We start from the raw sequence: 25,947 nt of genomic DNA on the forward strand, positions 1-25,947 counted from the left end.
GACCGCTCCTCCTCGTGTTCGTACGGGACAACAGAGCGTGGACGGCGGGCATTCCCGTCCGGCCCGGATCCGGTGATCACGCGCCGGCTTCCGGACCCGGAGCACGGTGCCGACCGCCCCTGCCCATGCACGCCGGCGCCGCCGTCCGCGAACGGGGCTGCGGGCGGGCCGAGTTCGGGGCGGAGCCGACGGATCGCTCCAGGGGGCCCGTTCCTGGCGGCGAGGCCGTGCGTGACGCACCGTCCCGTCCGTACACACCTGGGCGCCGGGAAACGCCGAAGGGCCGTACCTCGGAAGGTACGGCCCCTCGGTCACCGGCTGTGCCCGGTGGCTAGCTGTTCAGCCCGACGGCTGTTCAGCTCTGGCCACCCGCGAGCTTCTCGCGGAGTGCGGCCAGCGCCTCGTCGGAGGCCAGCGCACCGGAGGTGTCCGCACCCTCGGAGGAGTACGAACCGCCACCCGAAGCGGCCGGAGCGGCAGCCTCGCCACCCTCGGCGGCAGCGGCAGCGTCGGCCTCGCGGCTCTTGATGACCTGCTGCTGGTGCTGCTCGAACCGCTGCTGCGCCTCGGCGTACTGGTGCTCCCACGCCTCGCGCTGGGTCTCGTAGCCCTCGAGCCAGTCGTTGGTCTCGGGGTCGAAGCCCTCGGGGTAGATGTAGTTGCCCTGGTCGTCGTACGACGCGGCCATGCCGTACAGGGTCGGGTCGAACTCGACCGAGGCCGGGTCGGCACCGAAGGACTCGTTGGCCTGCTTGAGGGACAGCGAGATCCGGCGACGCTCCAGGTCGATGTCGATGACCTTGACGAAGATCTCGTCGTTGACCTGGACGACCTGCTCCGGGATCTCCACGTGGCGCTCGGCCAGCTCGGAGATGTGGACCAGACCCTCGATGCCCTCGTCCACGCGGACGAACGCACCGAACGGAACCAGCTTGGTGACCTTACCCGGGACGACCTGGCCGATCTGGTGGGTCCGGGCGAACTGCTGCCACGGGTCTTCCTGGGTCGCCTTCAGCGACAGGGAGACACGCTCGCGGTCCATGTCGACGTCGAGGACCTCGACGGTGACTTCCTGACCGACCTCGACGACCTCGGACGGGTGGTCGATGTGCTTCCAGGACAGCTCGGAGACGTGGACCAGACCGTCGACGCCACCCAGGTCCACGAAGGCACCGAAGTTGACGATCGAGGAGACCACGCCGGAGCGGACCTGACCCTTCTGGAGGGTCGTGAGGAACGTCTGGCGGACCTCGGACTGGGTCTGCTCCAGCCAGGCACGGCGGGACAGGACCACGTTGTTGCGGTTCTTGTCCAGCTCGATGATCTTGGCCTCGAGCTCCTTGCCCACGTAGGGCTGGAGGTCGCGGACGCGGCGCATCTCGACCAGGGAGGCCGGGAGGAAGCCACGGAGGCCGATGTCGAGGATGAGACCACCCTTGACGACCTCGATGACGGTACCGGTGACGATCCCGTCCTCTTCCTTGATCTTCTCGATGGTGCCCCAGGCACGCTCGTACTGGGCGCGCTTCTTCGAGAGGATCAGGCGGCCTTCCTTGTCCTCCTTCTGGAGAACAAGGGCCTCGATCTCGTCACCGACGGCGACGACCTCGTTGGGGTCGACGTCGTGCTTGATGGAGAGTTCGCGGCTCGGGATGACGCCTTCGGTCTTGTAACCGATGTCGAGCAGGACCTCGTCCCGGTCGACCTTCACGATGACGCCGTCGACGATGTCGCCGTCGTTGAAGTACTTGATCGTCTCGTCGATCGCGGCGAGGAAGGCTTCCTCGTTACCGATGTCGTTGACCGCTACCTGCGGGGTGGTGGCGGTGGTCTCGGTGCTGCTCGTCATGTGGGAAAGGGCTCCGGTACGGACATTGAAGTCGTAGGTACTGCTTACGCCGGGAGCCCGTTTCGCTCTGATGAAGCCGGACAGCCAAGGAAGCGCCACACAAAACCGCTGGTGGCGCCTCGACAACCGAGGGGACATACAACAGATGCGAGCGCAGCCTGCTACGTCTGAGGTGCGCAGGCCCGCAGCGCAACTTGTAGCATACGGGGGCAGCCAGGCAGGGTCAATGCGCGAAGGCGCACACCCGGGGCGGATCGCCGCATACCCGGCACAAAAGCCGTCCCAGGAGGCCACGCAGGCCTGACCGACCTCCTCCGTGCCACCCCCCTGAACGGGTTGCACGGAAGAGTACGACGAGGGAGCCGATCATCCAAGAGCCCGATTCGTTCGACTTGCGAGAGGCCAGGTCGCAGACCGGCACCGAGGCCGAACCCGAAGCCACCCGGCGCGCCGCCGGGGTCACGGAGAGCAGCCGGGCCAACCGGGGCTGGTGGGACCGCAACGCCGACGAGTACCAGGTCGAGCACGGCACCTTCCTCGGCGACGACCGTTTCGTGTGGGGCCCGGAGGGTCTCGACGAGGTGGAAGCGGAGCTGCTCGGCCCGCCGGAGGACCTCAAGGGCAAGGACGTCCTGGAGATCGGCGCCGGCGCGGCCCAGTGCTCGCGCTGGCTGGCCGCCCAGGGCGCCCGCCCGGTCGCCCTTGACCTCTCGCACCGCCAGCTCCAGCACGCGCTGGGCATCGGCGGATCGTTCCCGCTGGTCTGTGCCGACGCCGGCGCGCTGCCGTTCGCCGACGGCTCCTTCGACCTGGTCTGCTCGGCGTACGGCGCGCTGCCCTTCGTCGCCGACCCGCGCCTGGTGCTGCGCGAGGCACGGCGGGTGCTGCGGCCGGGCGGCCGTCTCGTCTTCTCCGTGACGCACCCGGTCCGCTGGGCCTTCCCGGACGAGCCGGGCCCGGAGGGGCTCACGGTCTCCTCGTCCTACTTCGACCGCACGCCGTACGTCGAGCAGGACGAGGACGGCGACGCGGTCTACGTCGAGCATCACCGCACGATCGGCGACCGGGTGCGGGACATCGTCTCCTCGGGCCTGCGGCTGACCGATCTGGTGGAGCCGGAGTGGCCGGCCTGGAACACCTCCGAGTGGGGCGGCTGGTCGCCGCTGCGGGGCGGCCTCCTCCCCGGGACGGCGATCTTCGTGTGCGAGCGGGACTGACGTACCGGCCGCCCGGACGCGGGCACGCGCGCGGGCGCGTCTTGCCGGCGTTCCGGTCTATGCCGTCCTGGCTGGGGCTCGGGCACGCGCGCGGGCGCGTCCGGGCGCCCGCGGGACTAGGGCGTGTTGCGAAAGTCCCGTCGTTCGCCCGGAGGGCGGGCCGCGCGGCGTCAGGTGCGTGCTCTCGGCGTGCCGGGCGGAAGTCCTCGTACTGGGCGTACTCGGGCTTTCGCCCGGTGCGGCGAGAGTGCGTGCATGGCGTCGCGCGGCAGACGGGACTTTCGCAACACGCCCTAAGGGGTCCGGCGCCCGTAAGACACTGGGTGGCGTGATCCGTGACGACGCCCTGAACGCGCTGCCCGTACGACAGGCCCTGCCCGGTCTGGACGACGCCCTGGCCGGGCACGGCACCGCGGTCCTGGTGGCGCCGCCCGGCACCGGCAAGACGACGCTGGTGCCACTGGCGCTGGCCGGGCTGCTGGACGAGGGGCGGCCTGCGCGGCGGGTGGTGGTGGCCGAGCCCCGCCGGATCGCGGCCCGCGCGGCGGCCCGCCGGATGGCCTGGCTGCTCGGCGAGCAGGTGGGCCGGAGCGTCGGCTACACGGTCCGCGGGGAGCGGGTGGTGGGCCCACGCGCGCGCGTGGAGGTCGTCACGACCGGTGTGCTGCTGCAGCGGCTCCAGCGCGACGCTGAGCTGTCGGGCGTGGACGTCGTCGTGCTCGACGAGTGCCACGAGCGTCATCTGGACGCGGACACGGCGGCGGCCTTCCTGTGGGACGTCCGCGAGACGCTCCGTCCGGAGCTGCGGCTGGTGGCCGCGTCGGCGACGACGGACGCGCAGGGGTGGGCGGGGCTGCTGGGCGGTGCGCCGGTGGTCGAGGCGGACGGCGTGTCGTACCCGGTGGAGGTGGTCTGGGCGCCGCCGGCGCGGCCGGTGCGGCCGCCGCACGGGATGCGGGTGGACCCGGCGCTGCTGACGCACGTGGCGTCGGTGGTGCGGCGGGCCCTGGCCGAGCGGCCGGGGGACGTGCTGTGCTTCCTGCCGGGCGTGGGCGAGATCGCGCGGGTGGCGGGGCTGCTGGGCGACCTCGGCGAGGTGGCGGTGGTCCAGGTCCACGGCCGGGCGCCGGCGGCCGTCCAGGACGCGGTGCTGACGCCCGCGCGGCGGCGCCGGGTGGTGCTGGCCACGGCGGTCGCCGAGTCCTCGCTGACCGTCCCCGGGGTCCGGGTGGCCGTCGACTCCGGGCTGGCGCGGGAGCCCCGGGTCGACCACGCGCGCGCTCTGAGCGCGCTGGCGACGGTCCGCGCGTCCCGGGCGGCCGGCCGGCAGCGGGCGGGCCGTGCCGGGCGGGAGGCGCCGGGTGCCGTGTACCGCTGCTGGTCCGAGGCCGAGGACGCCCGCCTGACGGCCTTTCCGGCACCGGAGATCAAGGTCGCCGACCTGACCGCGTTCGCCCTCCAGTCGGCGTGCTGGGGCGATCCCGGGGCGGCCGGGCTGGCGCTCCTTGACCGACCGCCGGCCGGGGCGATGGCGGCCGCGCGGGAGGTGCTGACGGCGATCGGGGCGGTCGACGCGGCCGGGCGCGCCACGGAGCGGGGGCTGCGGCTGGCCCGGCTGGGGGTGCATCCGCGGCTGGGGCGGGCGCTGCTGGACGGGCCCGGCGGGAGCGCCGAGGTGGTCGCGCTGCTGAGCGAGGAGCCGCCGCGGGAGTACGGGGACGACCTGGCGGGCGCGCTGCGGGCGGCCCGGCGCGGCGGCGACGCCTACGCCGGCCGGTGGCCCGCGGAGGTGCGCCGGCTGCGGGCGGGCGCCCAGGGCACGCCGGACGGCACCGCGGACGACCGCACGGTCGGGCTCGTCGCCGCGCTCGCCTTCCCCGAGCGGGTGGCGAAGGCGGACGGCGGCTCGTACCTGATGGCCTCCGGTACCCGTGCCGAGCTCGCCGCGGGCAGCCCGCTGCGCGGTGCCCCGTGGCTCGCGGTGGCGGTCGCGGACCGTCCGGTGGGCGCGGGGCACGCGCGCGTGCGGCTGGCGGCGGCGGTGGACGAGGCCACGGCGAGGTCGGCGGCGGCCGCGCTGTACGCGCGCGTGGAGGAGGTCCGCTGGGCCGGCGGGGACGTGGTGGCGCGGCGCGTGGAGCGGCTCGGCGCGATCGAGCTGGTGGTGCGGCCGCTGCGGGACGCCGATCCGGCCCTGGTGCGCGCGGCGCTCCTGGACGGGCTGCGGCAGGAGGGCCTCGGTCTGCTGCGGTGGACGCCCGACGCGGCCGTGCTGCGGCAGCGGCTGGCGTTCCTGCGGCTGCATCTCGGGGAGCCGTGGCCCGACGTCGGCGACGAGGCGCTGTACGCGCGCGTGGACGAGTGGCTGGAGCCGGAGCTGGGCCGGGCCGGGCGCCGGGCCGATCTCGGGCGGATCGACGCCGGGGAGGGGCTGCGGCGGCTGCTGCCGTGGGCGGGCGGGGAGGCGGGGCGGCTCGACGAGCTGGCGCCCGAGCGGATCGCCGTACCGAGCGGGTCGCGGATCCGGGTCGACTACACGCATCCCGAGCGGCCCGTGCTCGCCGTGAAGCTGCAGGAGATGTTCGGGGCGCAGGAGTCGCCGGCCGTGGCCGGGGTGCCGGTGCTGGTGCATCTGCTGTCGCCGGCCGGGCGGCCCGCCGCCGTGACCGCCGACCTCGCCTCGTTCTGGCGGGACGGGTACCGGGGGGTGCGGGCCGAACTGCGCGGCCGCTATCCGAAGCATCCCTGGCCCGAGGATCCCGGGACCGCCGAGCCGACCCGGCACACCAACGCGCGGCTCAGGCGCTGACCGGTTCCGCCGCCCCGGCCGGTGCGGGACGCGGGTCGGCCGGGCGGCGTCCGAGGGCCTCCAGCCAGAGGGCGAGGGCGAGCAGTGCGATGCCGAGGGCCAGGAAGCCCCAGGGGAGGTAGGAGGTGAGCATCAGGACGAGGGTGCGGTTCTGCTTGACCAGCGCGACGGTGTGCTCGATGTAGTCCTCGCGCATCTTCACGTCGCCGGCGAAGGCGGTGACCTTGGCGCGGCCGCCCAGCAGGGTGCCGCCGCGCAGCTCCTCCTTGTGGATCTCCTCGCCGTAGACGGGTGCGCCGGTGACGGGTTCGACCCAGAACCTGCGGACCGTGGTGTACCAGCGGGTGGTGCCGGTCTTGGCGACGCTCTCGGGGGTGATGCCCTGGACCGGCATCTTCTTGGGCAGGGGGACCTTGGTCCAGGGGACGGTCTGCTCGAAGTAGTAGACCTTCACGCCGCGGAACGTCTGCGTCCCCTTGTAGTGGATGGGGTTGGTGGTGCGGGTCTGCGCGTCGAAGTACTCGTAGTCCCGTTTCTCGGTCAGGAACGGCCACTTGAACTCGATGCCCTCGCGTTTCACCGGGTCCCCGTCGACCATCTCGCCGGTGGCGTGGACGGGTTCCTGGCTGTGGGCGTCGAAGATGTAGCGCTCGGGGATCTCGGAGACCATCTTGCCGTCGGGGCCCTGGACGTAGGACAGGCCGTCCCAGACGACGACGTCCCGTCCCGCCGCCCTCTCGATCTTCTCCGCGGCCGCCACGTCGCCCTTGAGGGTCTGCACGACGGTGACGCGGGGGACCTTCTTCGCCTTCATGGTGCCGTAGTCGAGGAGGGTGGCGTCCTTCGCCACCAGGACCATGTCCTGGTACTGGTTGGCGGGGATCTTGGCCAGGCGCGGGAAGGCGTACCAGCGCAGCAGCGGGGACAGCGCCGCGAAGAACACGGCGCAGGCGAGCAGGACCAGACTGGCCGTGCGGCGCATCTCGGCCTCCCGGGGCGGCGGTCACGGATGTGAGGGCACCGTCGTGAGCAGCGGTTCGGGGGACGTCCGGCCGGCCGGTGAGCCGATGGCGCCGACCGTGACGACCAGGGCGATCGCGAGGGCGAGACCGGTCGCGGCGGCGATCAGGGCGCGCATGCGGGCCTCCCGGGGGACGACTGCTTGCGGACGGTGCTCCTGATGGAGCGTCAGGTCCGGGCATGGTAGCAACGGGAGGGTGAGATGAGAACAGGTCGTACGACGCCGAAGGGCGCCGTCCCGCGTCGGCGGGAGGGCGCCCCTCGGCGGTGCGGCGGTGTGGATCAGGGGGTGGCGGAGGCGCTCGGCGAGGCGGAGGCCGACGCGGAACCCGACGGGGACGGGCTCGGTGACGGGCTCGACGAGGGGTCGGCCGCGGCGACCGTCAGCTCGACGGTGAGGGTGGCGCCGCCGGTGGTGGTGATCCGGAGCAGGAACGTGCCGGAGATGTCGTCCGCGTACAGCTTGGGCAGCGTCAGCAGGCCGTTCGCGTCCGTCGTGAGAGCGGAGAGGGTGCGGACGGGGTTGCCGTTCGCGTCCTTGAAGTACGGTCCCTTGTCGTTCTCACCGCTGTCGTCGGCCGACTTGACGAGTGTGGCGGTCGCGGCGACCCCGTCGGCGGCCGCGCCCTGGTAGGTGGCCTTGACCTGCACCTGGTCGGCGAACTCGGCGCCGGGCGCGCCGGTCGGCGCGGTGGCGTTGACGAGCGCGAGGGTGTCGGCGGCGCGCGCGGTGACGGTCGCCGCGTAGTCGACGCCCTTGACCGTGCGGCCGACCACGCTGGAGCGGACCGTGAAGTCACCGGTCTTCTCGCCGGCCCTGAGGGCGGGCGCGAGGGCGATGCCCTTGCTGTCGGTGGTGACCGTCGCGACCTTCTCGCCGCCGGCGAAGGTCGTGTCCGTGTCCCCGACGACGGTGAACCGGACCCGGACCTTGGCGACGGTGCGGCCCGCCTTGGTCTCCGCGCGCGTGCTGATCCGCTTGTCGAACGCGTCGCCCGCCATGGCGGTGAGCTTGGCGGTGCCCGCGTCCTCCAGGTGGTCCACGGTGTCGGTGGCCGTGGGCGGCACGGTCGGGGTCGTGGTGGGGCCGCCGGGCTTCGGGTTGCCGGGCTTCGGGGAGCCGGGCGCACCGGGCTTCGGGGAGCCGCCGGATCCGGAGCCGGAGCCGGAGCCGCCTGGCTTGTCGTCGCTGCGGTGGCCGGGCACGGAACCGGTGCCGTCGGGGATCGAGTGGGTGCCCTTGCGGTAGAACTCGTACCAGGACAGCACCAGGTTCAGGTACTCCTGCGATCCGTTGTAGCTGAGGATCGCGCGGTTCATGTCGGCCTGGACGGACAGGTCCCAGTCGTAGCGGCACAGGTAGTGGCCGGCGGCGAGCGCCGCGTCGTAGACGTTGTTGGGGTCCTTGACGCCGTCGCCGTTGCCGTCGCGGCCGGCCCACGCCCAGGTCGACGGGATGAACTGCATGGGGCCGACGGCCTGGTCGTACTGGCTGTTGCCGTCGTACTGGCCGCCGTCGGTGTCCTTGATGAGCGCGAAGCCGTTGCCGTCGAGCTGCGGGCCCAGGATCCGGTGCAGGGTGGTGCCCTCGGCGTCGACGTCACCGCCGCGGGCCTGCCCGGACTCGACCTTGCCGATGGCGGCGAGCAGTTGCCAGGGCAGGTTGCAGCCCGGCTTGGAGTCGCGCAGCTCGGCCTCGGCCCTCTTGTAGGCGTCCAGCACGGTGGCCGGTATGCCGGCCTCGGCCGCGCCGCGGGAGACGGCGGTGCCGATGCTCGACGAGGAGGCGGTGGGGCTGGAACTGGGGCTGGGGTTGGGGCTGTTGAGCGGCGGCAGGTCCGTGTAGTACGGCGAGTCGCCGGTGGCGCCGTCGGTCGTGCCGGCCTCGTCGGACGCGGAGGTGCTGGCGCCGGCGTTCGTCTGCCGGCCCGTGTCACCGCCCGTCGCGCCCGGTGCCTGGGACGCGGACAGAGCCGCCACCGCCAACGCGGCCGCGGCGGTCGTCGCCGCTCCCTTGCGCAGCCGCCTGCCGAATTGCGCCGCCATAAGGTGAACCCCTCCCATGGGCGCCTTCCGAGCGCCCGTCTCCGTCTGTCTGCTCGCCCCTGGTGTGACGGTCGACCTGGTGCTGTGGTTGCCCCCCGTTACCTCTTTCGCGTGCTGAGGTGGCGCATCGGCGGTGCACGCCGGGGCGGCGACCCAGGCGACACTACGACAACTTCCATGCCGCGGACACCCGGCGGTGACCGATTTTCACCAGTTGGCCATTCCTCGTCGAACGATGGTGGTGTCGCGGATACTTGCCGTACGCGATCACTTGTTCGGCGCTTCGGCCGACGACTGCTCCAGGGAGACCGGGTGCCGTTCACTCTCAGCCACGCCGCCGCCGTGCTGCCCGCCGTGCGCCGGGACGGGACCGGGCGCGCGGGGCTGGTCCCGGCGGTGCTCGTCGCGGGCTCCTTCTCGCCCGACCTCACCTTCTACGCGGCGAGCGCGGTGCCGGACGCCATGGAGTTCGGCACGTTCACGCACTCCTTCACCGGAGTCCTCACCGTGGACGTGCTCTTCTCCTGGGCGCTGGTGGCGCTGTGGGTGCTGGTACGGGAGCCGCTCGTGGCCCTGGTGCCGGGGAACCGGCAGGGCCGGCCGGCGGTGCTGCTGGGCTGCGGGCGGCCACGCGCGCGTGCCGGTGTGCCGGCCGCGGCCCGGTGGTACGCCTCCGCCGTGCTCGGCGCGCTCACCCATGTCGTGTGGGACGCGTTCACGCACCACGACCGGTGGGGGACCCGGCTGGTCCCGGCGATCGGCCGGGACGTCGCAGGCGTGCCGCTCTACACCCTGCTCCAGTACGGCACTTCGGCGGTGGCGGCGATCGTGCTCGCCGTGTTCGTGCTCCGCGCGCTGCGGCGGACCCCGGCCGGTGAGCCGGCGGGGGTGCCGCGGCTGTCCGCGCGGGACCGGTGGTGGGCCTGGGCCGGGATCGCCGGCTGCGCGCTGGTCGCCGCGGTGCAGCGGGCCACGCGCTGGTGGGCCTACTGGGGTTCGACGGCGAAGCCCTGGGAGCTGCTGCCCGCCGTGCTCTTCGGGGCGGGCGCGGGCCTGCTGCTCGGGGTGGTGGGGTACGCCGTGCTGGTCAGGGTGTGGCGTCCGGTTCCGGTGGCCGGTGAGGTGCGCCGGAACGCCTCGGCCGTTCGCTGAGGGTCGCCACGAACACGGTCAGGGTGCGGTGCCGGCGGGGACCGGGGAGGGCGCCGCGGAACCGCACGAGACGGCCGTGGGCGATTTCGAGCCACTGCCGGGCCGAGGGGCGGGTGCGGAGCCGTCGCCTGAGGCGGGTGACCGCCGCGCCCACGGTGACGGCGAGGTCGGTGGGGATGCGGGCGGAGGCGGCGTCGGGTGCCATGGCCGGGGCCGACGGGGCGGCCGGGGCCTGCGCCGCGGCGGAGCGGGCCTTGGCCGGCGGCCTGGTCTGCGGCGTCCGGCCGTGAAGCATGCGTATACCCATGCCCGCATCCTTGCCGCTGGCGGGAGCGGGGGCGTTCCGGCGGGGTCCAGCTGAGTGACGACGCCGCCCTCCCGGCAGCCGGGGCCGCCGGGAGGAGACGCCGACACGCGCTAGTGCGCCGCCGACTCCCAGTCGCGGCCCACGCCGACCGAGACGTCCAGGGGGGCGCGGAGCCGGACCGCGTCGGCCATCTCGCGGCGCAGGATCGCCTCGACCTCGGTGCTCTCGCCGGGGGCGATCTCCAGGACGATCTCGTCGTGCACCTGGAGGAGCATCCGGGACTTCAGGTCCGCCGCGCGCAGGGCACCGTCCACCTTGAGCATGGCCATCTTGACGATGTCCGCCGCGGTGCCCTGGATGGGCGCGTTGAGCGCCATCCGCTCGGCCGCCTCGCGGCGCTGGCGGTTGTCGCTGTTGAGGTCGGGCAGGTAGCGGCGGCGCCCGAAGAGCGTCGCGGTGTAGCCGGTCGCCCGCGCCTCGTCCACGACCCGGCGCAGGTAGTCGCGGACGCCGCCGAACCGCTCGAAGTAGGTGTCCATCAGAGCCCGGGCCTCGCCCGCGTCGATGTTCAGCTGCTGGGAGAGGCCGAACGCGGAGAGTCCGTAGGCGAGGCCGTAGGACATCGCCTTGATCTTGCGGCGCATCTCCGCGTCGACGGCCGCACGGTCGACGGAGAACACCTGCGAGGCGACCGTGGTGTGCAGGTCCTCGCCGGAGGTGAACGCCTCGATCAGGCCCTCGTCCTCGGAGAGGTGGGCCATCACCCGCAGTTCGATCTGGCTGTAGTCGGCCGTCATCAGGGACTCGAAGCCCTCGCCGACCACGAAGCCCCGGCGGATCGCCCGGCCCTCGTCGGTACGGACCGGGATGTTCTGCAGGTTCGGGTCCGTGGAGGACAGGCGGCCGGTCGCGGCCACCGTCTGGTTGAACGTGGTGTGGATCCGGCCGTCCGCGGCCACCGTCTTGATCAGGCCCTCGACCGTCACCCGCAGCTTGGCCTGCTCGCGGTGGCGGAGCATGATCACCGGCAGTTCGTTCTCGGTCTGGCCGGCCAGCCAGGCGAGCGCGTCGGCGTCGGTGGTGTATCCGGTCTTGGTCTTCTTGGTCTTGGGCAGGGCCAGCTCGCCGAAGAGGACCTCCTGGAGCTGCTTGGGCGAGCCGAGGTTGAACTCGTGTCCGGCCGCCGCGTGCGCCTCCTTCACGGCCTGCTGGACCGCGCCCGCGAACATCTGCTCCATCGCCTCCAGGTGCGCGCGGTCGGCCGCGATGCCGTGCCGCTCCATGCGGGCGAGCAGGATGGAGGTGGGCAGCTCCATGTCACGGAGCAGGTCCGCGGCGCCGACCTCCTGGAGCCGTCCCTCGAAGGCCTCGCCGAGGTCGAGGATGGCGCGGGCCTGGATCATCAGGGCCTCGGCCTCGGCGCCGTCGTCCGCGCCGAACGCCAGCTGGCCGTCGGCCGTGGCGGCCGGGGCCAGCTCGCGGTGCAGGTACTCCAGGGACAGCGCGTCCAGGTCGAAGGAGCGGCGGCCGGGCTTGACCAGGTAGGCGGCGAGCGCGGTGTCCATGGTGACGCCGTCGATGCTCCAGCCGTGCTCGGCGAAGACCCGCATGGCGCCCTTGGCGTTGTGGAAGACCTTGGGCCGTGCGGCGTCGGCCAGCCAGGCCGTCCACGCCCTCTCGTCGGCCTCGTCCAGCTCGGCGGGGTCGAAGGAGGCGGCCGCTCCGCCGCCCGCGGCCAGCGCGACCTCGGCGACCGAGCCGGTGCCCAGCGCCCAGGTGCCGACGGTGGCGACGCCGAGCGGGCCGGTGCCGTGCTCGGCCAGCCAGCCGGACAGTTCCCCGGTGCCGAGGACGGTGCCGTCCACCGCCACGCCCGCCTCGGGGGCCGGCGCGGCCTCGGCCTCCTCGGCGCCGGGGTCGACGGCGTACAGCCGCTCGCGCAGCGACGGATTGCGGATCTCCAGGGTGTCCAGGATCATCGCGACGTTCGTGCGGTCGTACGGCGCGCGCTCCAGGTCGGCGACCGTCCTCGGCAGCTCGACCCGGCGCTCCAGCTCGGTGAGCCGGCGGTTGAGCTTGACCGCCTCCAGGTGGTCGCGGAGGTTCTGGCCGGCCTTGCCCTTCACCTCGTCGACGCGCTCCACCAGCTCGGCGAAGGAGCCGAACTGGTTGATCCACTTCGCGGCCGTCTTCTCGCCGACGCCCGGGATGCCGGGAAGGTTGTCGGACGGGTCGCCGCGCAGGGCCGCGAAGTCGGGGTACTGGGCGGGCGTCAAGCCGTACTTCTCGAAAACCTTCTCCGGGGTGAACCGGGTCAGCTCGGAGACGCCCTTCGTCGGGTACAGCACCGTGGTGTGCTCGGTCACCAGCTGGAAGGAGTCGCGGTCGCCGGTGACGATCAGCACGTCGAAGCCCGCTTCCTCGGCCTGGGTGGCGAGGGTGGCGATGATGTCGTCGGCCTCGAAGCCGTCGACGGCGAAGCGCTGCGCGTGCATGGCGTCGAGCAGCTCGCCGATCAGCTCGACCTGGCCCTTGAACTCGTCCGGGGTCTTGGAGCGGTTCGCCTTGTACTCGGTGAACTCCGCCGAGCGCCAGGTCTTGCGGGAGACGTCGAAGGCCACCGCGAAGTGCGTGGGCGCCTCGTCACGCAGGGTGTTGGCCAGCATCGACGCGAAGCCGTAGATCGCGTTCGTCGGCTGGCCCGTCGCGGTGGTGAAGTTCTCCGCGGGCAGCGCGAAGAACGCGCGGTACGCCAGTGAGTGCCCGTCCATGAGCATCAGCCGGGGACGGGTCCCGCCGGGGGTCTGGTCGGTCTTCTTCGCTGCTGTCTCTGCCACGCCCCCGATCCTGCCACGCCGCACTGACACCGCGGGCCGACGGGAGGCCGCGGGCCGGTGCGGCGGCCCACCCTCGATCGGTACCGGCCGCGCGTGCGAGGATCGGAGTACAGGGCAGTGGTGCCGGTGCAGAGGGAGAGCGTGCAATGGCTGCGAAGTCGCCCAAGGAGGATCCGGTCCAGGACGCGCCGCGGGTGGCGGAGCCCCAGCACGCGGCCGCGGGGCTGCCGGCCATCGGGCACACCCTGCGCATCGCCCAGCAGCAGATGGGTGTGAAGCGCACCGCGCTGACGCTGCTCCGGGTCAACCAGAAGGACGGCTTCGACTGCCCCGGCTGCGCCTGGCCGGAGCCCGATCACCGGCACGCCGCCGAGTTCTGCGAGAACGGCGCGAAGGCGGTGGCCGAGGAGGCCACCCTGCGGCGGGTGACGCCCGCCTTCTTCGCCGAGCACTCCGTCGCCGACCTGCACCACCGCAGCGGCTACTGGCTCGGCCAGCAGGGCCGGCTCACCCACCCCATGTACCTGGCCGAGGGCGCGGACCACTACGAGCCGGTCGGCTGGGAGCGCGCCTTCGACATCATCGGCGAGGAGATAGCCGCCCTCTCCTCCCCCGACGAGGCCGTCTTCTACACCTCGGGCCGCACCAGCAACGAGGCCGCGTTCCTCTACCAGCTGTTCGCGCGCGAGCTGGGCACCAACAACCTGCCGGACTGCTCCAACATGTGCCACGAGTCGTCGGGCTCGGCGCTCGGCGAGACCATCGGCATCGGCAAGGGCAGCGTCCTGCTGGAAGACCTCTACAAGGCCGATCTGATCATCGTGGCCGGGCAGAACCCGGGCACCAACCACCCCCGGATGCTGTCGGCGCTGGAGAAGGCCAAGGGGAACGGCGCGAGGATCATCAGCGTCAATCCGCTCCCGGAGGCCGGCCTGGAGCGGTTCAAGAACCCGCAGACCCCGCAGGGCATGCTCAAGGGCGCCGCGCTCACCGACCTGTTCCTGCAGATCCGCATCGGGGGCGACCAGGCCCTGTTCCGTCTCCTCAACCGGCTGGTCCTGGAGACCGAGGGCGCGGTCGACGAGGAGTTCGTCCGCGAGCACACCCACGGGTACGAGGAGTTCGCCGCGGCCGCCCGCGCCGCCGACTGGGACGAGACGCTCGCCGCCACCGGGCTCTCCCGCGCGGAGATCGAGGAGGCGCTGCGCATGGTGCTCGCCTCCGAGCGCACGATCGTCTGCTGGGCGATGGGCCTGACCCAGCACAAGCACTCGGTGCCGACGATCCGCGAGGTCGTCAACTTCCTGCTGCTGCGAGGCAACATCGGCCGCCCGGGAGCGGGCGTCTGCCCGGTCCGCGGCCACTCGAACGTGCAGGGCGACCGCACGATGGGCATATTCGAGCGCCCGGCCCCCGCCTTCCTGGACGCCCTGGAGAAGGAGTTCGGGTTCGCGCCCCCGCGCGAGCACGGCTTCGACGTCGTCCGGGCCATCCGCGCGCTGCGCGACGGCGAGGCGAAGGTCTTCTTCGCGATGGGCGGCAACTTCGTCTCCGCGACCCCGGACACGGAGGTCACCGAGGCGGCGATGCGGCGGGCGCGGCTGACCGTGCACGTGTCGACGAAGCTCAACCGCTCGCACGTGGTGACGGGAGCGCGGGCGCTGATCCTGCCGACGCTCGGCCGCACCGAGCGTGATCTCCAGGGCGGCGGCGAGCAGTTCGTGACCGTCGAGGACTCGATGGGCATGGTGCACGCCTCGCGCGGGCGTCTGGCGCCCGCCGGTCCGCACCTGCTGTCGGAACCGGCGATCGTGTGCCGGCTGGCCCGCCGGGTGCTGGGCGCCGGGAGCGCCACGCCCTGGGAGGAGTTCGAGAAGGACTACGCGTCGATCCGCGACCGCATAGCGCGCGTGATCCCCGGCTTCGAGGACTTCAACGCGCGCGTGGCCGAGCCGGGCGGCTTCGCGCTGCCGCACGCCCCGCGCGACGAGCGCCGCTTCCCGACCGCCACCGGCAAGGCGAACTTCACGGCCGCGCCCGTCGAGTACCCCGCGCTGCCCGAGGGCCGGCTGCTGCTGCAGACGCTGCGCTCGCACGACCAGTACAACACCACGATCTACGGTCTGGACGACCGCTACCGGGGCATCAGGAACGGCCGCCGGGTGGTCCTGGTGAACCCGGAGGACGCGCGGGCGCTGGGGGTCGCCGACGGGTCGTACGTCGACCTGGTCAGCGAGTGGAAGGACGGTGTGGAGCGGCGGGCGCCGGGTTTCCGGGTGGTGCACTACCCGACGGCCAGGGGCTGCGCGGCCGCCTACTACCCGGAGACCAACGTGCTGGTGCCGCTGGACGCGACCGCCGACACCAGCAACACCCCGGCCAGCAAGTCCGTCGTGATCCGGCTGGTCGGCGGTGTGCCGTCGCCGACCGCCGCCCTCTGAGCGGACGCCGGGTCCTTCTGGAACAATCGGCCGCCTACTGAGCGTTTGCTCAGGCGAGAGTCAGCCGTACGAGATCGGAGCCGTCCCATGGGCGAGCAGCAGCGTGTGAAGTTCCCGCAGGAGGTCATCGACGAGTACGCCGCGCTCGGTGTCGACCTGCCCGCCCTGTTCTCGGCGGGCCACCTCGGCAACCGGATGGGCGTGCAGATCGTCGAGGCCTCGGCGGACCGCGTGGTCGGCACCATGCCGGTGGAGGGCAACACCCAGCCCTACGGACTGCTGCACGGCGGCGCCAGCGCGGTGCTGGCGGAGACCCTCGGGTCGGTCGGGTCGATGCTGCACGGCGGCAGCTCGAAGATCGCGGTCGGCGTCGACCTGAACTGCACGCACCACCGCGGGGTCCGCTCCGGCCTGGTCACCGGCGTGGCCACCCCCGTCCACCGGGGACGCTCCACCGCGACGTACGAGGTCGTGATCAGCGACGAGGAGGGCCGGCGGGTGTGCACCGCCCGCCTGACCTGCCTGCTGCGCGATCTGCCGGGCGACTCGCTCCCCGCCGCCGACCGGGGCTGACCCCGGACCGGGACCGTCGGTGACGGGACCGTTGCCCCCCCGCCGTCCCCGCCCTTACCGTCGGCGCATGGGACGGCGAGGAGGCACCCTGCCGGGCGGAGCGGCCGCACTGGCGCTCGGACTCGCCCTGCTGACCGGCTGCGGCACCACCGGCACCGCCACGCGTCCCACCACGCGCCCCGCGGCCCTCCCGGCGTCACCCTCGGCGACCTCCGACGCGCGGCTGTGCGCCGCGATCGTCGCGCACTGGTCACGCGAGGTGCTCGACAGCGGCACCTACGGCGACTACCAGTCGATGGGACTGTCCAACGGCCAGTACGAGATCCTCCGGGACGTCGTGGACGCCGCACGCGCCGTGAGAGACCGTCAGGGAGCCGCCGCCGCGGGCCGGTTGATCGACCGCCGGGCGCAGGCGGCCTGCACCGAGCGCTACCGCGGCGGCGCACCGACGGGAGGCCCCTGGCAGTGAGCGGAACGACCGGCATCGGCCCCGTCGAACCCGGCGAGGGCACCCACGGCCAGGACCTCCCGGACCCCGCAGCCGCTCCTCACGCGCGCCCCGGCCGCCGCCGCGCCGCCCTCGCCCTGGCCGTGACCGCCGCCGTGCTGGCCGGCGGCGGCTACCTCTACGCGACCCGCCCGCACGACCCGCCGCCGCCCGAAGTCCCTTATCCCGCACAGACGGTGGCGTTCGCCTTCCTGGGCGACCGGCTCACGCCGCCCGGCGGACCGACCCGCAGCTTCAGCTTCGCGGTGCGCATGAGCGTGCTCGGCGGACCGCCGGTCACCGTGGACCGCGTCACCCAGCCCTACGCCGGCCTCACGCTGACCGAGAGACCCGGCGCGCCCTTCCGGACGAAGGCGGGCACACCGCGCGACATCACCATAACCATGCATGTGACCGACTGCGCGACGGTTCCGAAGGACGCCGGACTTCCTTTCCTGGACGTAACTCTGCGTAATACGCGCGCAATACAAGTACAGAGTTTCATCCTGGGGTCCCGCTACGCACAACACCTGTCACGCGCCCTGAAAGTAGCCTGCAGCAACGGCACGTAAGCGTTTCCCGTAATCACCAAAAAGGCTGAGACACCTGATCGGATTTCGACGGGTCCTGCGGGTTCTCAGCATGCGGACGGAGCGAATCGGCCTGAATTCCACTCTTCTCGACACCATGTACCGCTCTGCATTACCTCGTGTCATAACAAGAGCGTCACAGCATCGGTCAGACCCTCCTCCACCTTCCCCAAGCCCGCCTAGAGTCACGGCCAGTCACGGCGCCGTCGGAATCTTCACTTCGACAGGTCGCGCGACTCGACCGTTTCCACGGGGATGCGGTTGTTCAGGGGAAAGGACTGATCGTGCGTCAACGTTCGCTCATCGCCATCACCGCAGCTCTGGCAGCGGGAGCACTCACCCTCACGGCCTGCGGTTCGCGCGACAGCGGCGACAAGGGCTCCGACTCGGGCAGCGGTGGCACCACGGTCACCATCGGCGTCGACGCCCCGCTGACCGGCGACCTGTCCGCCCTCGGCCTGGGTATCAAGAACTCCGTTGACCTGGCGGTCAAGCAGGCCAACAAGAAGAAGTACGTCGACGGCGTCACCTTCAAGGTCGCGGCCAAGGACGACCAGGCCCAGCCCTCCTCCGGCCAGGCCAACGCCACCGCCTTCGTCAGCGACAACAGCGTCTACGGCGTGGTCGGTCCGCTGAACTCCTCGGTCGCCCAGTCGATGCAGAAGGTCTTCGACGACGCGAAGCTGGTGGAGGTCTCCCCGGCCAACACCAACCCGGCGCTGACCCAGGGCGACAACTGGCAGACCTCGAAGACGCGTCCGTTCAAGTCGTACTTCCGTACCGCGACCACGGACGCCATCCAGGGCCCCTACGCCGCCCAGTACGTCTACAACACGGCGAAGCTGACCAAGGCCTTCATCATCGACGACAAGAAGACCTACGGCGCCGGCCTCGCCGCCACCTTCTCCGACGAGTTCAAGAAGCTCGGCGGCAAGGTGGTCGGCACCGAGCACATCAACCCGGACTCCAAGGACTACTCCGCGGTCGCCACCAAGGTGAAGAACTCCGGTGCCACCGTGGTCTACTACGGCGGCGAGTACCCGCAGGCCGGTCCGCTGAGCAAGCAGATCAAGGCCGCGGGCGCCAAGATCCCGCTGGTCGGCGGCGACGGCATCTACGCCGACGACTTCCTGAAGCTGGCCGGCACCGCCGCCACCGGCGACATGGCCACCTCCGTCGGCGCGCCCGTCGAGACCCTCGACTCCGCCAAGGAGTTCGTCGCCAACTACAAGGCCGGCGGCTACAAGGAGGCCTACGGCGCCTACGGCGGCTACTCCTACGACTCCGCCTGGTCGATCATCGAGGCCGTCAAGAAGGTCGTCGACGACAACGGCGGCAAGCTGCCCTCCGACGCCCGCGCGAAGATCACCGCAGCGGTGCAGAACGTCTCCTTCGACGGTGTGACCGGCAAGGTCTCCTTCGACGAGTACGGTGACGCGACCAACAAGCAGCTCACCGTCTACAAGGTCGACGGCGGGGCCTGGAAGGCCGCTACCTCGGGCACGTACACGCCGAGCAGCTGACCCACACCCGCACGCAGCACCGAGCCGCGCGGGGCGCTGTTCCACGGGCGCCCCGCGCGGACTCGCATCCGGCCTCATCCGTCGAACTTTCCGAACGTCTCGGAGGACATGCGGTGAACGAACTGCCGCAGCAGCTGGTCAACGGCCTGCTACTGGGATCCATGTACGGGCTGGTCGCCATCGGCTACACGATGGTCTATGGCATCGTCCAGCTCATCAACTTCGCCCACGGCGAGATCTTCATGACCGGCGCCTTCGGCGCGCTCACGGTCTACGCGTACGTACTGCCCGGCGGCACCTCGATGTGGATAGCGCTGCCGCTGATGCTGCTCGGCGCCATCATCGTCGCCACCCTCGTCGCCGTGGGAGCGGAACGGTTCGCCTACCGCCCGCTGCGCACCGCCCCGCGCCTCGCGCCCCTCATCACCGCCATCGGCCTCTCGCTGGCCCTCCAGCAGGCGGTGTGGGCCTGGTACCCCGAGGCCAAGTCCGCCCGGACCTTCCCCACCATCCCCGGCGGCCCCTTCAACATCGGCAACGTCACGATCCAGACCGGTGACATCTTCCTCGTCGTCGTCGCGCCGCTCAGCATGGCGTTCCTCGCCTACTTCGTGATGCGCACCCGCACCGGCCGCGGCATGCAGGCCACCGCCCAGGATCCGGACACGGCGAAGCTGATGGGCGTCAACACCGACCGCATCATCGTCATCGCGTTCGCCCTCGGCGCCACCTTCGCCGCCGTCGGCGGCGTCGCCTACGGCCTCAAGTACGGCCAGATCGACTTCAAGATGGGCTTCCTGCTCGGCCTGAAGGCCTTCACCGCGGCCGTCCTCGGCGGCATCGGCAACATCTACGGCGCCATGCTCGGCGGCCTCGTCCTCGGCGTCGCCGAGGCCCTGTCGACCGCCTACATCTCCGACATCCCCGGCATGGGCCAGTTCGGCAGCCAGTCCTGGGCCGACGTCTGGGCGTTCGTACTCCTCATCCTCGTACTGCTGTTCAGGCCACAGGGTCTGCTCGGCGAACGCGTCGCGGACAGGGCGTGACACCGATGACCACAGAGACCACCGCATCCGAGACCCCCGAGACGCCCCGGTCCCCCGAGACCGGGATCCCCGCCGCACCCGCCGCGACCGGCCTCATCGGCCTGCCCGCCCCGCTCGGCCGGGCCCTCGCCACCGGCGGCGGCGCCCTCGCCGTCGTCTCCACCTTCATGTCCTGGACCTGGACCTCCGCCTTCCCCGGTGACCTCACCGTCTACGGCTACCCGGGCGGCCTGCAGGTCCTCGTCCTCATCGGCGGCATCCTCACCACCCTCTTCGGCCTCGCCTCCTACGGCGTGCGAGGCCTCACCGCACTGACGCCCGGCAGCGCCGACAGCGCGCTCAAGATGGCCGCGCTCGGCACCTTCGGCACCGCCTGGTACACCGTCATCGCGATCAGCGACGAACTCGGCGGCGTGGTCAACCTCGACCCCGGCGGCTTCGTCGTCGCCGTCGCCACCCTCGCCGCCCTCGTCGGCGCGATGTCGCTGCCCTTCGAACGGCCCGAGCCCGACCCGGTCGACCCGGACGACACCGGCTGGGAGCTGTTCAAGCACCAGAACCGCCAGCGGTGGAGCACCTTCCGCGCGTCCTTCGCCGCCAAGGCCCCGGCACCGGGCCGCCCGATGGCCGCCTGGGCCGAGATCCTCGTGATCGTCGCCGCCATGGCCGTCGGCCTGTTCGTCTTCAGCTACGGCGTCGGCACCTCCTACGACGAGCTGTTCGTCGGCTTCCTCATCATGGCCGGCTTCGGTTTCGCCGCCCTCTCCAAGGCCGGGATCGTGGCCCGGGTCTCGGCGATCACCGCGAAGCACCGCAACATCACCATGACCGGCGCCTTCCTGGCCGCCGCGGCCTTCCCGTTCACCCAGTCCAACGACCAGTACGCGACCATCGGCGTCTACATCCTGATCTTCGCCACCGTCGCCCTGGGCCTGAACATCGTCGTCGGCCTCGCCGGCCTGCTCGACCTCGGCTACGTCGCCTTCCTCGGCGTCGGCGCCTACACCGCCGCCCTGGTCTCCGGCTCGCCCTCCTCCCCGCTGCACGTGCAGTGGCCGTTCTGGGCCTCCGCCCTGCTCGGCGCCGCCGTCGCGATGGTCTTCGGCGTCATCATCGGCGCCCCGACCCTCCGGCTGCGCGGCGACTACCTGGCCATCGTGACCCTCGGCTTCGGTGAGATCTTCCGCATCACCGTCCTCAACCTGGACGGCACCTCCGGCCCCGACGTCACCAACGGCTCCAACGGCATCTCGTCGATCCCGAACCTCGACATCCTCGGCTTCGACTTCGGCGCCGAGCACCAGATCCTCGGCTCCACGATCGGCCGCTTCGCCAACTACCTGCTCCTGATGCTGATCATCACGCTCATCGTGGTCATCGTCTTCCGGCGCAGCAGCGACTCCCGCATCGGCCGCGCCTGGGTCGCCATCCGCGAGGACGAGACCGCCGCGCTCGCCATGGGCATCAACGGCTTCCGGGTCAAGCTCATCGCGTTCGCCCTCGGCGCCTGCCTCGCCGGCCTCTCCGGCTCGGTCCAGGCACACGTCACCTACACGGTCACCCCGGAGCAGTACCAGTTCGCCTACGTCGTACCGCCCAACTCGGCCTTCCTGCTGGCCGCGGTGGTCCTCGGCGGCATGGGCACCATCTCCGGCCCGCTGGTCGGCGCCTCCCTGCTCTACCTGATCCCGGCCAAGCTCCAGTTCCTCGGCGACTACCAGCTCTTCGCCTTCGGCGTGGCGCTCATCCTGCTGATGCGCTTCCGTCCGGAGGGCCTCATCCCCAACCGGCGCCGCCAGCTCGAATTCCACGAAGAGGCCGAAGCGCCCGCCGTCCTCACCAAGGCAGGGGCGTGACCACGATGACCACCGACACCACCGTCCAGGGCGCCGCGTCCGGCGCCACCGACCCGGGCGAGACCGTCCTCGACGCACGCGGCGTCACCATGCGCTTCGGCGGTCTCACCGCCGTACGCGGCGTCGACCTCACCGTCAACAGCGGCGAGATCGTCGGCCTGATCGGCCCCAACGGAGCCGGCAAGACCACCTTCTTCAACTGCCTGACCGGTCTCTACATCCCCACCGAGGGCGAGGTCCGCTACCGCGGCCAGGTCCTGCCGCCGAAGTCCTTCAAGGTCACCGCCGCCGGCATCGCCCGCACCTTCCAGAACATCCGGCTGTTCGCAAACATGTCGGTCCTGGAGAACGTGCTGGTCGGGCGGCACACCCGCACCAAGGAAGGCCTGTGGTCCGCGCTGCTGCGCGGCCCCGGCTTCCATCGCGCCGAAGCCGCCTCCCGGGCCCGCGCCATGGAACTCCTCGCCTTCGTCGGCCTGGAGAACAAGGCCGAGCACCTGGCCCGCAATCTGCCCTACGGCGAGCAGCGGAAGCTGGAGATCGCGCGCGCCCTCGCCAGCGAGCCGGGACTGCTCCTGCTCGACGAGCCGACGGCCGGCATGAACCCGCAGGAGACCCGGACCACCGAGGAACTGGTCTTCAAGATCCGTGACCAGGGCATCGCCGTCCTCGTCATCGAGCACGACATGCGCTTCATCTTCAACCTCTGCGACCGCGTCGCCGTCCTGGTCCAGGGCGAGAAGCTCATCGAGGGCGACAGCGCCACCGTGCAGGGCGACGACCGCGTCATCGCCGCCTACCTCGGCGAGCCGTTCGAGAACGCGCCCGGTGACGCGGAGGCCGCCGAGGTCGAGGCGGCCGAGGCGAACGCCGAGTCCCCGACCGACTCCGCGTCCGGCAAGGAGAACGACCGATGACCGCACTGCTCGAAGTAGAGGACCTGCGGGTCGCCTACGGCAAGATCGAGGCCGTCAAGGGCATCTCCTTCACGGTCGAGGCCGGCCAGGTCGTCACCCTGATCGGCACCAACGGCGCCGGCAAGACGACGACCCTGCGCACGCTGTCCGGGCTCCTGAAGCCGGTCGGCGGCCAGATCCGGTTCAACGGCAGGTCCCTGAAGAAGATCCCGGCGCACGACATCGTCGCGCTGGGCCTGGCCCACTCCCCCGAGGGCCGGCACATCTTCCCGCGCATGGCCATCGAGGACAACCTGCGCCTCGGCGCGTTCCTGCGCAACGACAGGCCGGGCATCGAGAAGGACATCCAGCGGGCGTACGACCTGTTCCCGATCCTCGGCGAACGGCGCAAGCAGGCCGCAGGCACCCTCTCCGGCGGCGAGCAGCAGATGCTCGCGATGGGCCGGGCGCTGATGTCCCAGCCCAAGCTGCTGATGCTCGACGAACCGTCCATGGGACTGTCGCCGATCATGATGCAGAAGATCATGGCGACCATCGCCGAGCTGAAGGCCCAGGGCACCACGATCCTGCTGGTCGAGCAGAACGCGCAGGCGGCGCTGTCGCTGGCCGACCAGGGCCACGTCATGGAGGTCGGCAACATCGTCCTGTCGGGCACCGGCCAGGACCTGCTGCACGACGAGTCGGTCCGCAAGGCCTACCTGGGCGAGGACTGACACCGGGGTTCGAAAGGCCGAGGCCCGCGCTCCCTCTCGGGGAGCGCGGGCCTCGGTGTGTCCACGACTGCGGGTCAGCCCTTGGCGGACTTCTTCTCGTCGCTGTCCGCGATGACCGCCTCCGCGACCTGCTGCATCGACATCCGGCGGTCCATCGACGTCTTCTGGATCCAGCGGAACGCGGCCGGCTCGCTCAGGCCGTACTCGGTCTGCAGCACGGACTTCGCGCGGTCGACCAGCTTGCGGGTCTCCAGGCGCAGCGTGAGGTCGGCGACCTCCTTCTCCAGCTGCTTCAGCTCGGTGAAGCGGGAGACGGCCATCTCGATCGCCGGGACCACGTCGCTCTTGCTGAACGGCTTGACGAGGTACGCCATCGCGCCGGCGTCCCGGGCCCGTTCGACCAGGTCGCGCTGCGAGAACGCGGTGAGCATGAGGACCGGGGCGATGGACTCCTCGGCGATCTTCTCGGCCGCGGAGATGCCGTCCAGCTTGGGCATCTTGACGTCGAGGATGACGAGGTCGGGGCGGTGCTCGCGGGCGAGCTCGACGGCCTCCTCGCCGTCACCGGCCTCGCCGACGACGGAGTACCCCTCCTCCTCCAGCATCTCCTTGAGGTCGAGCCGGATCAGGGCCTCGTCCTCGGCGATGACGACACGGGTCGTCAGCGGAGGCACGTGCGACTTGTCGTCGTCGGGTACGTCGACTGGCTTGGGCGACTCGGCGGCGGTCACGGGGGCTCCTCGTTCAGGGCAGGGCTACTGCTGACAAGAGCCTACCTAGCTGCGGTAAGGTGGTGGCGCGAGGGGTTGGGTAACTCCTTCTTTTCCAAGGCCCCAGTACTCCAACCGGTTAGAGAGGCCGCTCTCAAACAGCGGACAGTGTGGGTTCGAATCCCACCTGGGGCACTTTTCCTTCACATCGAAGGTTAGACCAAGAGGCGGATGTTCCCGTTCAGGTGAACATCCGCTTTTCGCTGCGTGTCGCGACTCCATCGGCCGGGACGGCCTGGCCGCACCGGGTACTGACAGGGCCTCACCCGTACTACTTGGGACTGTCGTCCTCGCCGATGTGGTGGACGCGGACCATGTTGGTCGAGCCGGAGACGCCGGGCGGGGAGCCCGCCGTGATGACGACGACGTCGCCCTTTCGGCAGCGGCCGTACTTCAGCAGCAGTTCGTCCACCTGGTCGACCATCTTGTCCGTGGAGTCGACGTGCGGCCCGAGGAAGGTCTCGACGCCCCAGGTCAGGTTGAGCTGGGAGCGGGTGGCCGGTTCCGGGGTGAAGGCGAGCAGCGGGATCGGCGAGCGGTAGCGGGAGAGCCGCCGGACGGTGTCCCCGGACTGGGTGAAGGCGACCAGGAACTTCGCGCCGAGGAAGTCGCCCATCTCGGCGGCGGCGCGGGCGACGGCGCCGCCCTGGGTGCGCGGCTTGTTGCTCTCGGTGAGCGGCGGCAGCCCCTTGGCGAGGATGTCCTCCTCGGCGGCTTCGACGATCTTCGCCATGGTCCGGACGGTCTCGACCGGGTACTTGCCGACGCTGGTCTCGCCGGAGAGCATCACCGCGTCGGTGCCGTCGATGACCGCGTTGGCGACGTCGGAGGCCTCGGCGCGGGTGGGCCGGGAGTTCTCGATCATCGAGTCGAGCATCTGGGTGGCGACGATGACCGGCTTGGCGTTGCGCCTGGCCAGTTTCACGGCGCGCTTCTGGACGATCGGCACCTGCTCCAGCGGCATCTCGACGCCGAGGTCGCCGCGGGCGACCATGATGCCGTCGAAGGCGGCCACGATGGAGTCGATGTTCTCGACGGCCTGCGGCTTCTCCACCTTGGCGATCACCGGGAGGCGGCGGCCCTCCTCGGCCATGATGCGGTGGACGTCCTCGACGTCGCTCCCGGTGCGGACGAAGGACAGCGCGATCACGTCGAACCCGGTGCGCAGGGCCCATCGCAGGTCGGCCTCGTCCTTGTCGGACAGGGCCGGGACGGAGACGGCGACGCCGGGGAGGTTGAGGCCCTTGTGGTCGGAGATCACTCCGCCCTCGACGACGGTGGTGTACACGCGGGGGCCGTCGACGTGGGTGACCTCCAGGCAGACCTTGCCGTCGTCGACGAGAACGCGCTCACCGGGGGTGACGTCGTCGGCGAGGCCGGCGTAGGTGGTGCCGCACTGTCCGCGGTCGCCCTGGGCGCCTTCCTCGACGGTGATGACGAAGGTGTCACCGCGTTCGAGGAGTACCGGGCCTTCGGTGAAGTGGCCGAGGCGGATCTTCGGGCCTTGAAGGTCGGCGAGCATGCCGACGCTGCGGCCGGTTTCGTCGGAGGCCTTGCGGACGCGCTGGTAGCGCTCCTCGTGCTCGGCGTAGCTGCCGTGGCTGAGGTTGAATCGGGCGACGTCCATTCCGGCCTCGACCAGTGCCTTGATCTGGTCGTACGAGTCGGTGGCGGGCCCCAGAGTACAGACGATCTTTGCTCGGCGCATGCTTCGAGCCTAGGCCTTACCGGCGGGTAGAGAATTGGTCGCACATGACGACCCAACAACCTTTGCGTGAAGGCCTATTGACAAGT

20 protein-coding genes and 1 tRNA gene are annotated in these 25,947 nt (G+C 71.4%); 13 read left to right on the plus strand and 8 right to left on the minus strand.

All coding sequences use genetic code 11. The features are described from left to right. Nucleotides 1-355: 355 nt before the first annotated feature. Entirely contained in the window at nt 356-1,849 is a 1,494-nt protein-coding gene (gene rpsA / locus ACIQOE_RS01110; RefSeq protein WP_189947373.1) for a 30S ribosomal protein S1, read from the minus strand. Nucleotides 1,850-2,241: 392 nt separating this feature from the next. On the opposite strand from rpsA, the gene ACIQOE_RS01115 reads away from it, so the two are divergent. Both ACIQOE_RS01115 and hrpB read left to right on the plus strand, forming a co-directional pair. Further along, the gene (locus tag ACIQOE_RS01115) at nt 2,242-3,066 is read left to right on the plus strand and encodes a class I SAM-dependent methyltransferase (RefSeq protein WP_401408827.1); all 825 of its coding nucleotides are present in this window, start codon (nt 2,242-2,244) and stop codon (nt 3,064-3,066) included. A gap of 328 nt (nt 3,067-3,394) precedes the next feature. Further along, nucleotides 3,395-5,875: an ATP-dependent helicase HrpB gene (hrpB, locus tag ACIQOE_RS01120; protein ID WP_401408830.1), complete on the plus strand. Its 2,481-nt coding sequence runs from the start codon at nt 3,395-3,397 to the stop codon at nt 5,873-5,875. Here the strand turns inward: hrpB and ACIQOE_RS01125 are convergent. The 3 genes from ACIQOE_RS01125 to ACIQOE_RS01135 all read right to left on the minus strand — a co-directional run bounded on the left by ACIQOE_RS01125 (nt 5,865) and on the right by ACIQOE_RS01135 (nt 8,941). After that, a complete protein-coding gene (locus tag ACIQOE_RS01125; RefSeq protein ID WP_401408833.1) occupies nt 5,865-6,857 on the minus strand; it encodes a DUF3068 domain-containing protein in 993 nt (330 codons plus the stop codon). The two genes, hrpB and ACIQOE_RS01125, sit on opposite strands and share 11 nt — an antisense overlap. 21 nt (nt 6,858-6,878) lie before the next feature. Continuing rightward, the gene (locus ACIQOE_RS01130; protein ID WP_351328914.1) at nt 6,879-7,013 is read right to left on the minus strand and encodes an SPW_0924 family protein; all 135 of its coding nucleotides are present in this window, start codon (nt 7,011-7,013) and stop codon (nt 6,879-6,881) included. 164 nt (nt 7,014-7,177) lie between these two features. Continuing rightward, nucleotides 7,178-8,941, minus strand: a complete 1,764-nt coding sequence (locus ACIQOE_RS01135) for a lytic transglycosylase domain-containing protein (RefSeq protein ID WP_401408836.1) — start codon at nt 8,939-8,941, stop codon at nt 7,178-7,180. 312 nt (nt 8,942-9,253) lie between these two features. Here ACIQOE_RS01135 and ACIQOE_RS01140 point away from each other — a divergent pair, with 312 nt between their 5' ends. Then, the gene (locus ACIQOE_RS01140) at nt 9,254-10,093 is read left to right on the plus strand and encodes a DUF4184 family protein (protein WP_365570090.1); all 840 of its coding nucleotides are present in this window, start codon (nt 9,254-9,256) and stop codon (nt 10,091-10,093) included. Here ACIQOE_RS01140 and ACIQOE_RS01145 read toward each other — a convergent pair. Together ACIQOE_RS01145 and polA are read right to left on the minus strand one after the other, a co-directional pair. Next, on the minus strand, nt 10,029-10,400 hold the full coding sequence (locus ACIQOE_RS01145; protein ID WP_351328909.1) for a hypothetical protein: 372 nt from the start codon (nt 10,398-10,400) through the stop codon (nt 10,029-10,031). The genes ACIQOE_RS01140 and ACIQOE_RS01145 overlap by 65 nt on opposite strands. Before the next feature lie 110 nt (nt 10,401-10,510). Continuing rightward, on the minus strand, nt 10,511-13,237 hold the full coding sequence (gene polA, locus ACIQOE_RS01150) for a DNA polymerase I (RefSeq protein WP_365555361.1): 2,727 nt from the start codon (nt 13,235-13,237) through the stop codon (nt 10,511-10,513). A 146-nt stretch (nt 13,238-13,383) separates the two neighbouring features. On the opposite strand from polA, the gene ACIQOE_RS01155 reads away from it, so the two are divergent. The 9 genes from ACIQOE_RS01155 (at nt 13,384) to ACIQOE_RS01195 (ending at nt 23,383) form a co-directional block, all read left to right on the plus strand. Beyond that, nucleotides 13,384-15,678 carry an FdhF/YdeP family oxidoreductase gene (locus tag ACIQOE_RS01155; protein ID WP_365570083.1) on the plus strand — a complete coding sequence of 765 codons (2,295 nt, stop codon included), beginning with the start codon at nt 13,384-13,386 and terminating at the stop codon, nt 15,676-15,678. 87 nt (nt 15,679-15,765) lie between these two features. Next, nucleotides 15,766-16,251, plus strand: coding sequence for a hotdog fold thioesterase (locus ACIQOE_RS01160; protein ID WP_351328903.1), 486 nt, complete (start codon nt 15,766-15,768; stop codon nt 16,249-16,251). Between the two features lie 67 nt (nt 16,252-16,318). Continuing rightward, entirely contained in the window at nt 16,319-16,720 is a 402-nt protein-coding gene (locus ACIQOE_RS01165) for a hypothetical protein (RefSeq protein ID WP_401408843.1), read from the plus strand. Continuing rightward, complete coding sequence (locus ACIQOE_RS01170) at nt 16,717-17,310, plus strand: Tat pathway signal sequence domain protein (RefSeq protein WP_401408846.1); 594 nt, start codon at nt 16,717-16,719, stop codon at nt 17,308-17,310. Before ACIQOE_RS01165 ends, ACIQOE_RS01170 begins: the two co-directional genes overlap by 4 nt. 302 nt (nt 17,311-17,612) lie before the next feature. Then, on the plus strand, nt 17,613-18,851 hold the full coding sequence (locus tag ACIQOE_RS01175) for a branched-chain amino acid ABC transporter substrate-binding protein (RefSeq protein WP_401408849.1): 1,239 nt from the start codon (nt 17,613-17,615) through the stop codon (nt 18,849-18,851). 113 nt (nt 18,852-18,964) lie between these two features. Next, entirely contained in the window at nt 18,965-19,897 is a 933-nt protein-coding gene (locus ACIQOE_RS01180; RefSeq protein WP_351328899.1) for a branched-chain amino acid ABC transporter permease, read from the plus strand. 5 nt (nt 19,898-19,902) lie between these two features. Beyond that, nucleotides 19,903-21,753: a branched-chain amino acid ABC transporter permease gene (locus ACIQOE_RS01185; protein WP_365555354.1), complete on the plus strand. Its 1,851-nt coding sequence runs from the start codon at nt 19,903-19,905 to the stop codon at nt 21,751-21,753. A 5-nt stretch (nt 21,754-21,758) separates the two neighbouring features. Continuing rightward, on the plus strand, nt 21,759-22,670 hold the full coding sequence (locus ACIQOE_RS01190; protein WP_365555600.1) for an ABC transporter ATP-binding protein: 912 nt from the start codon (nt 21,759-21,761) through the stop codon (nt 22,668-22,670). Continuing rightward, on the plus strand, nt 22,667-23,383 hold the full coding sequence (locus ACIQOE_RS01195) for an ABC transporter ATP-binding protein (RefSeq protein WP_365555352.1): 717 nt from the start codon (nt 22,667-22,669) through the stop codon (nt 23,381-23,383). The genes ACIQOE_RS01190 and ACIQOE_RS01195 overlap by 4 nt, the downstream gene beginning before the upstream one ends. Before the next feature lie 74 nt (nt 23,384-23,457). Here ACIQOE_RS01195 and ACIQOE_RS01200 read toward each other — a convergent pair whose 3' ends face one another. After that, nucleotides 23,458-24,114: a response regulator gene (locus ACIQOE_RS01200; RefSeq protein WP_351328893.1), complete on the minus strand. Its 657-nt coding sequence runs from the start codon at nt 24,112-24,114 to the stop codon at nt 23,458-23,460. Between the two features lie 99 nt (nt 24,115-24,213). On the opposite strand from ACIQOE_RS01200, the gene ACIQOE_RS01205 reads away from it, so the two are divergent. After that, nucleotides 24,214-24,288: transfer RNA gene (locus ACIQOE_RS01205), tRNA-Leu, on the plus strand. A 136-nt stretch (nt 24,289-24,424) separates the two neighbouring features. Here the strand turns inward: ACIQOE_RS01205 and pyk are convergent. Then, nucleotides 24,425-25,861, minus strand: a complete 1,437-nt coding sequence (gene pyk, locus ACIQOE_RS01210; protein ID WP_401408854.1) for a pyruvate kinase — start codon at nt 25,859-25,861, stop codon at nt 24,425-24,427. Nucleotides 25,862-25,947 lie beyond the last annotated feature (86 nt).

The sequence above is a fragment of the Streptomyces sp. NPDC091282 genome (assembly GCF_044757385.1).
Lineage (GTDB): Bacteria > Actinomycetota > Actinomycetes > Streptomycetales > Streptomycetaceae > Streptomyces > Streptomyces gramineus.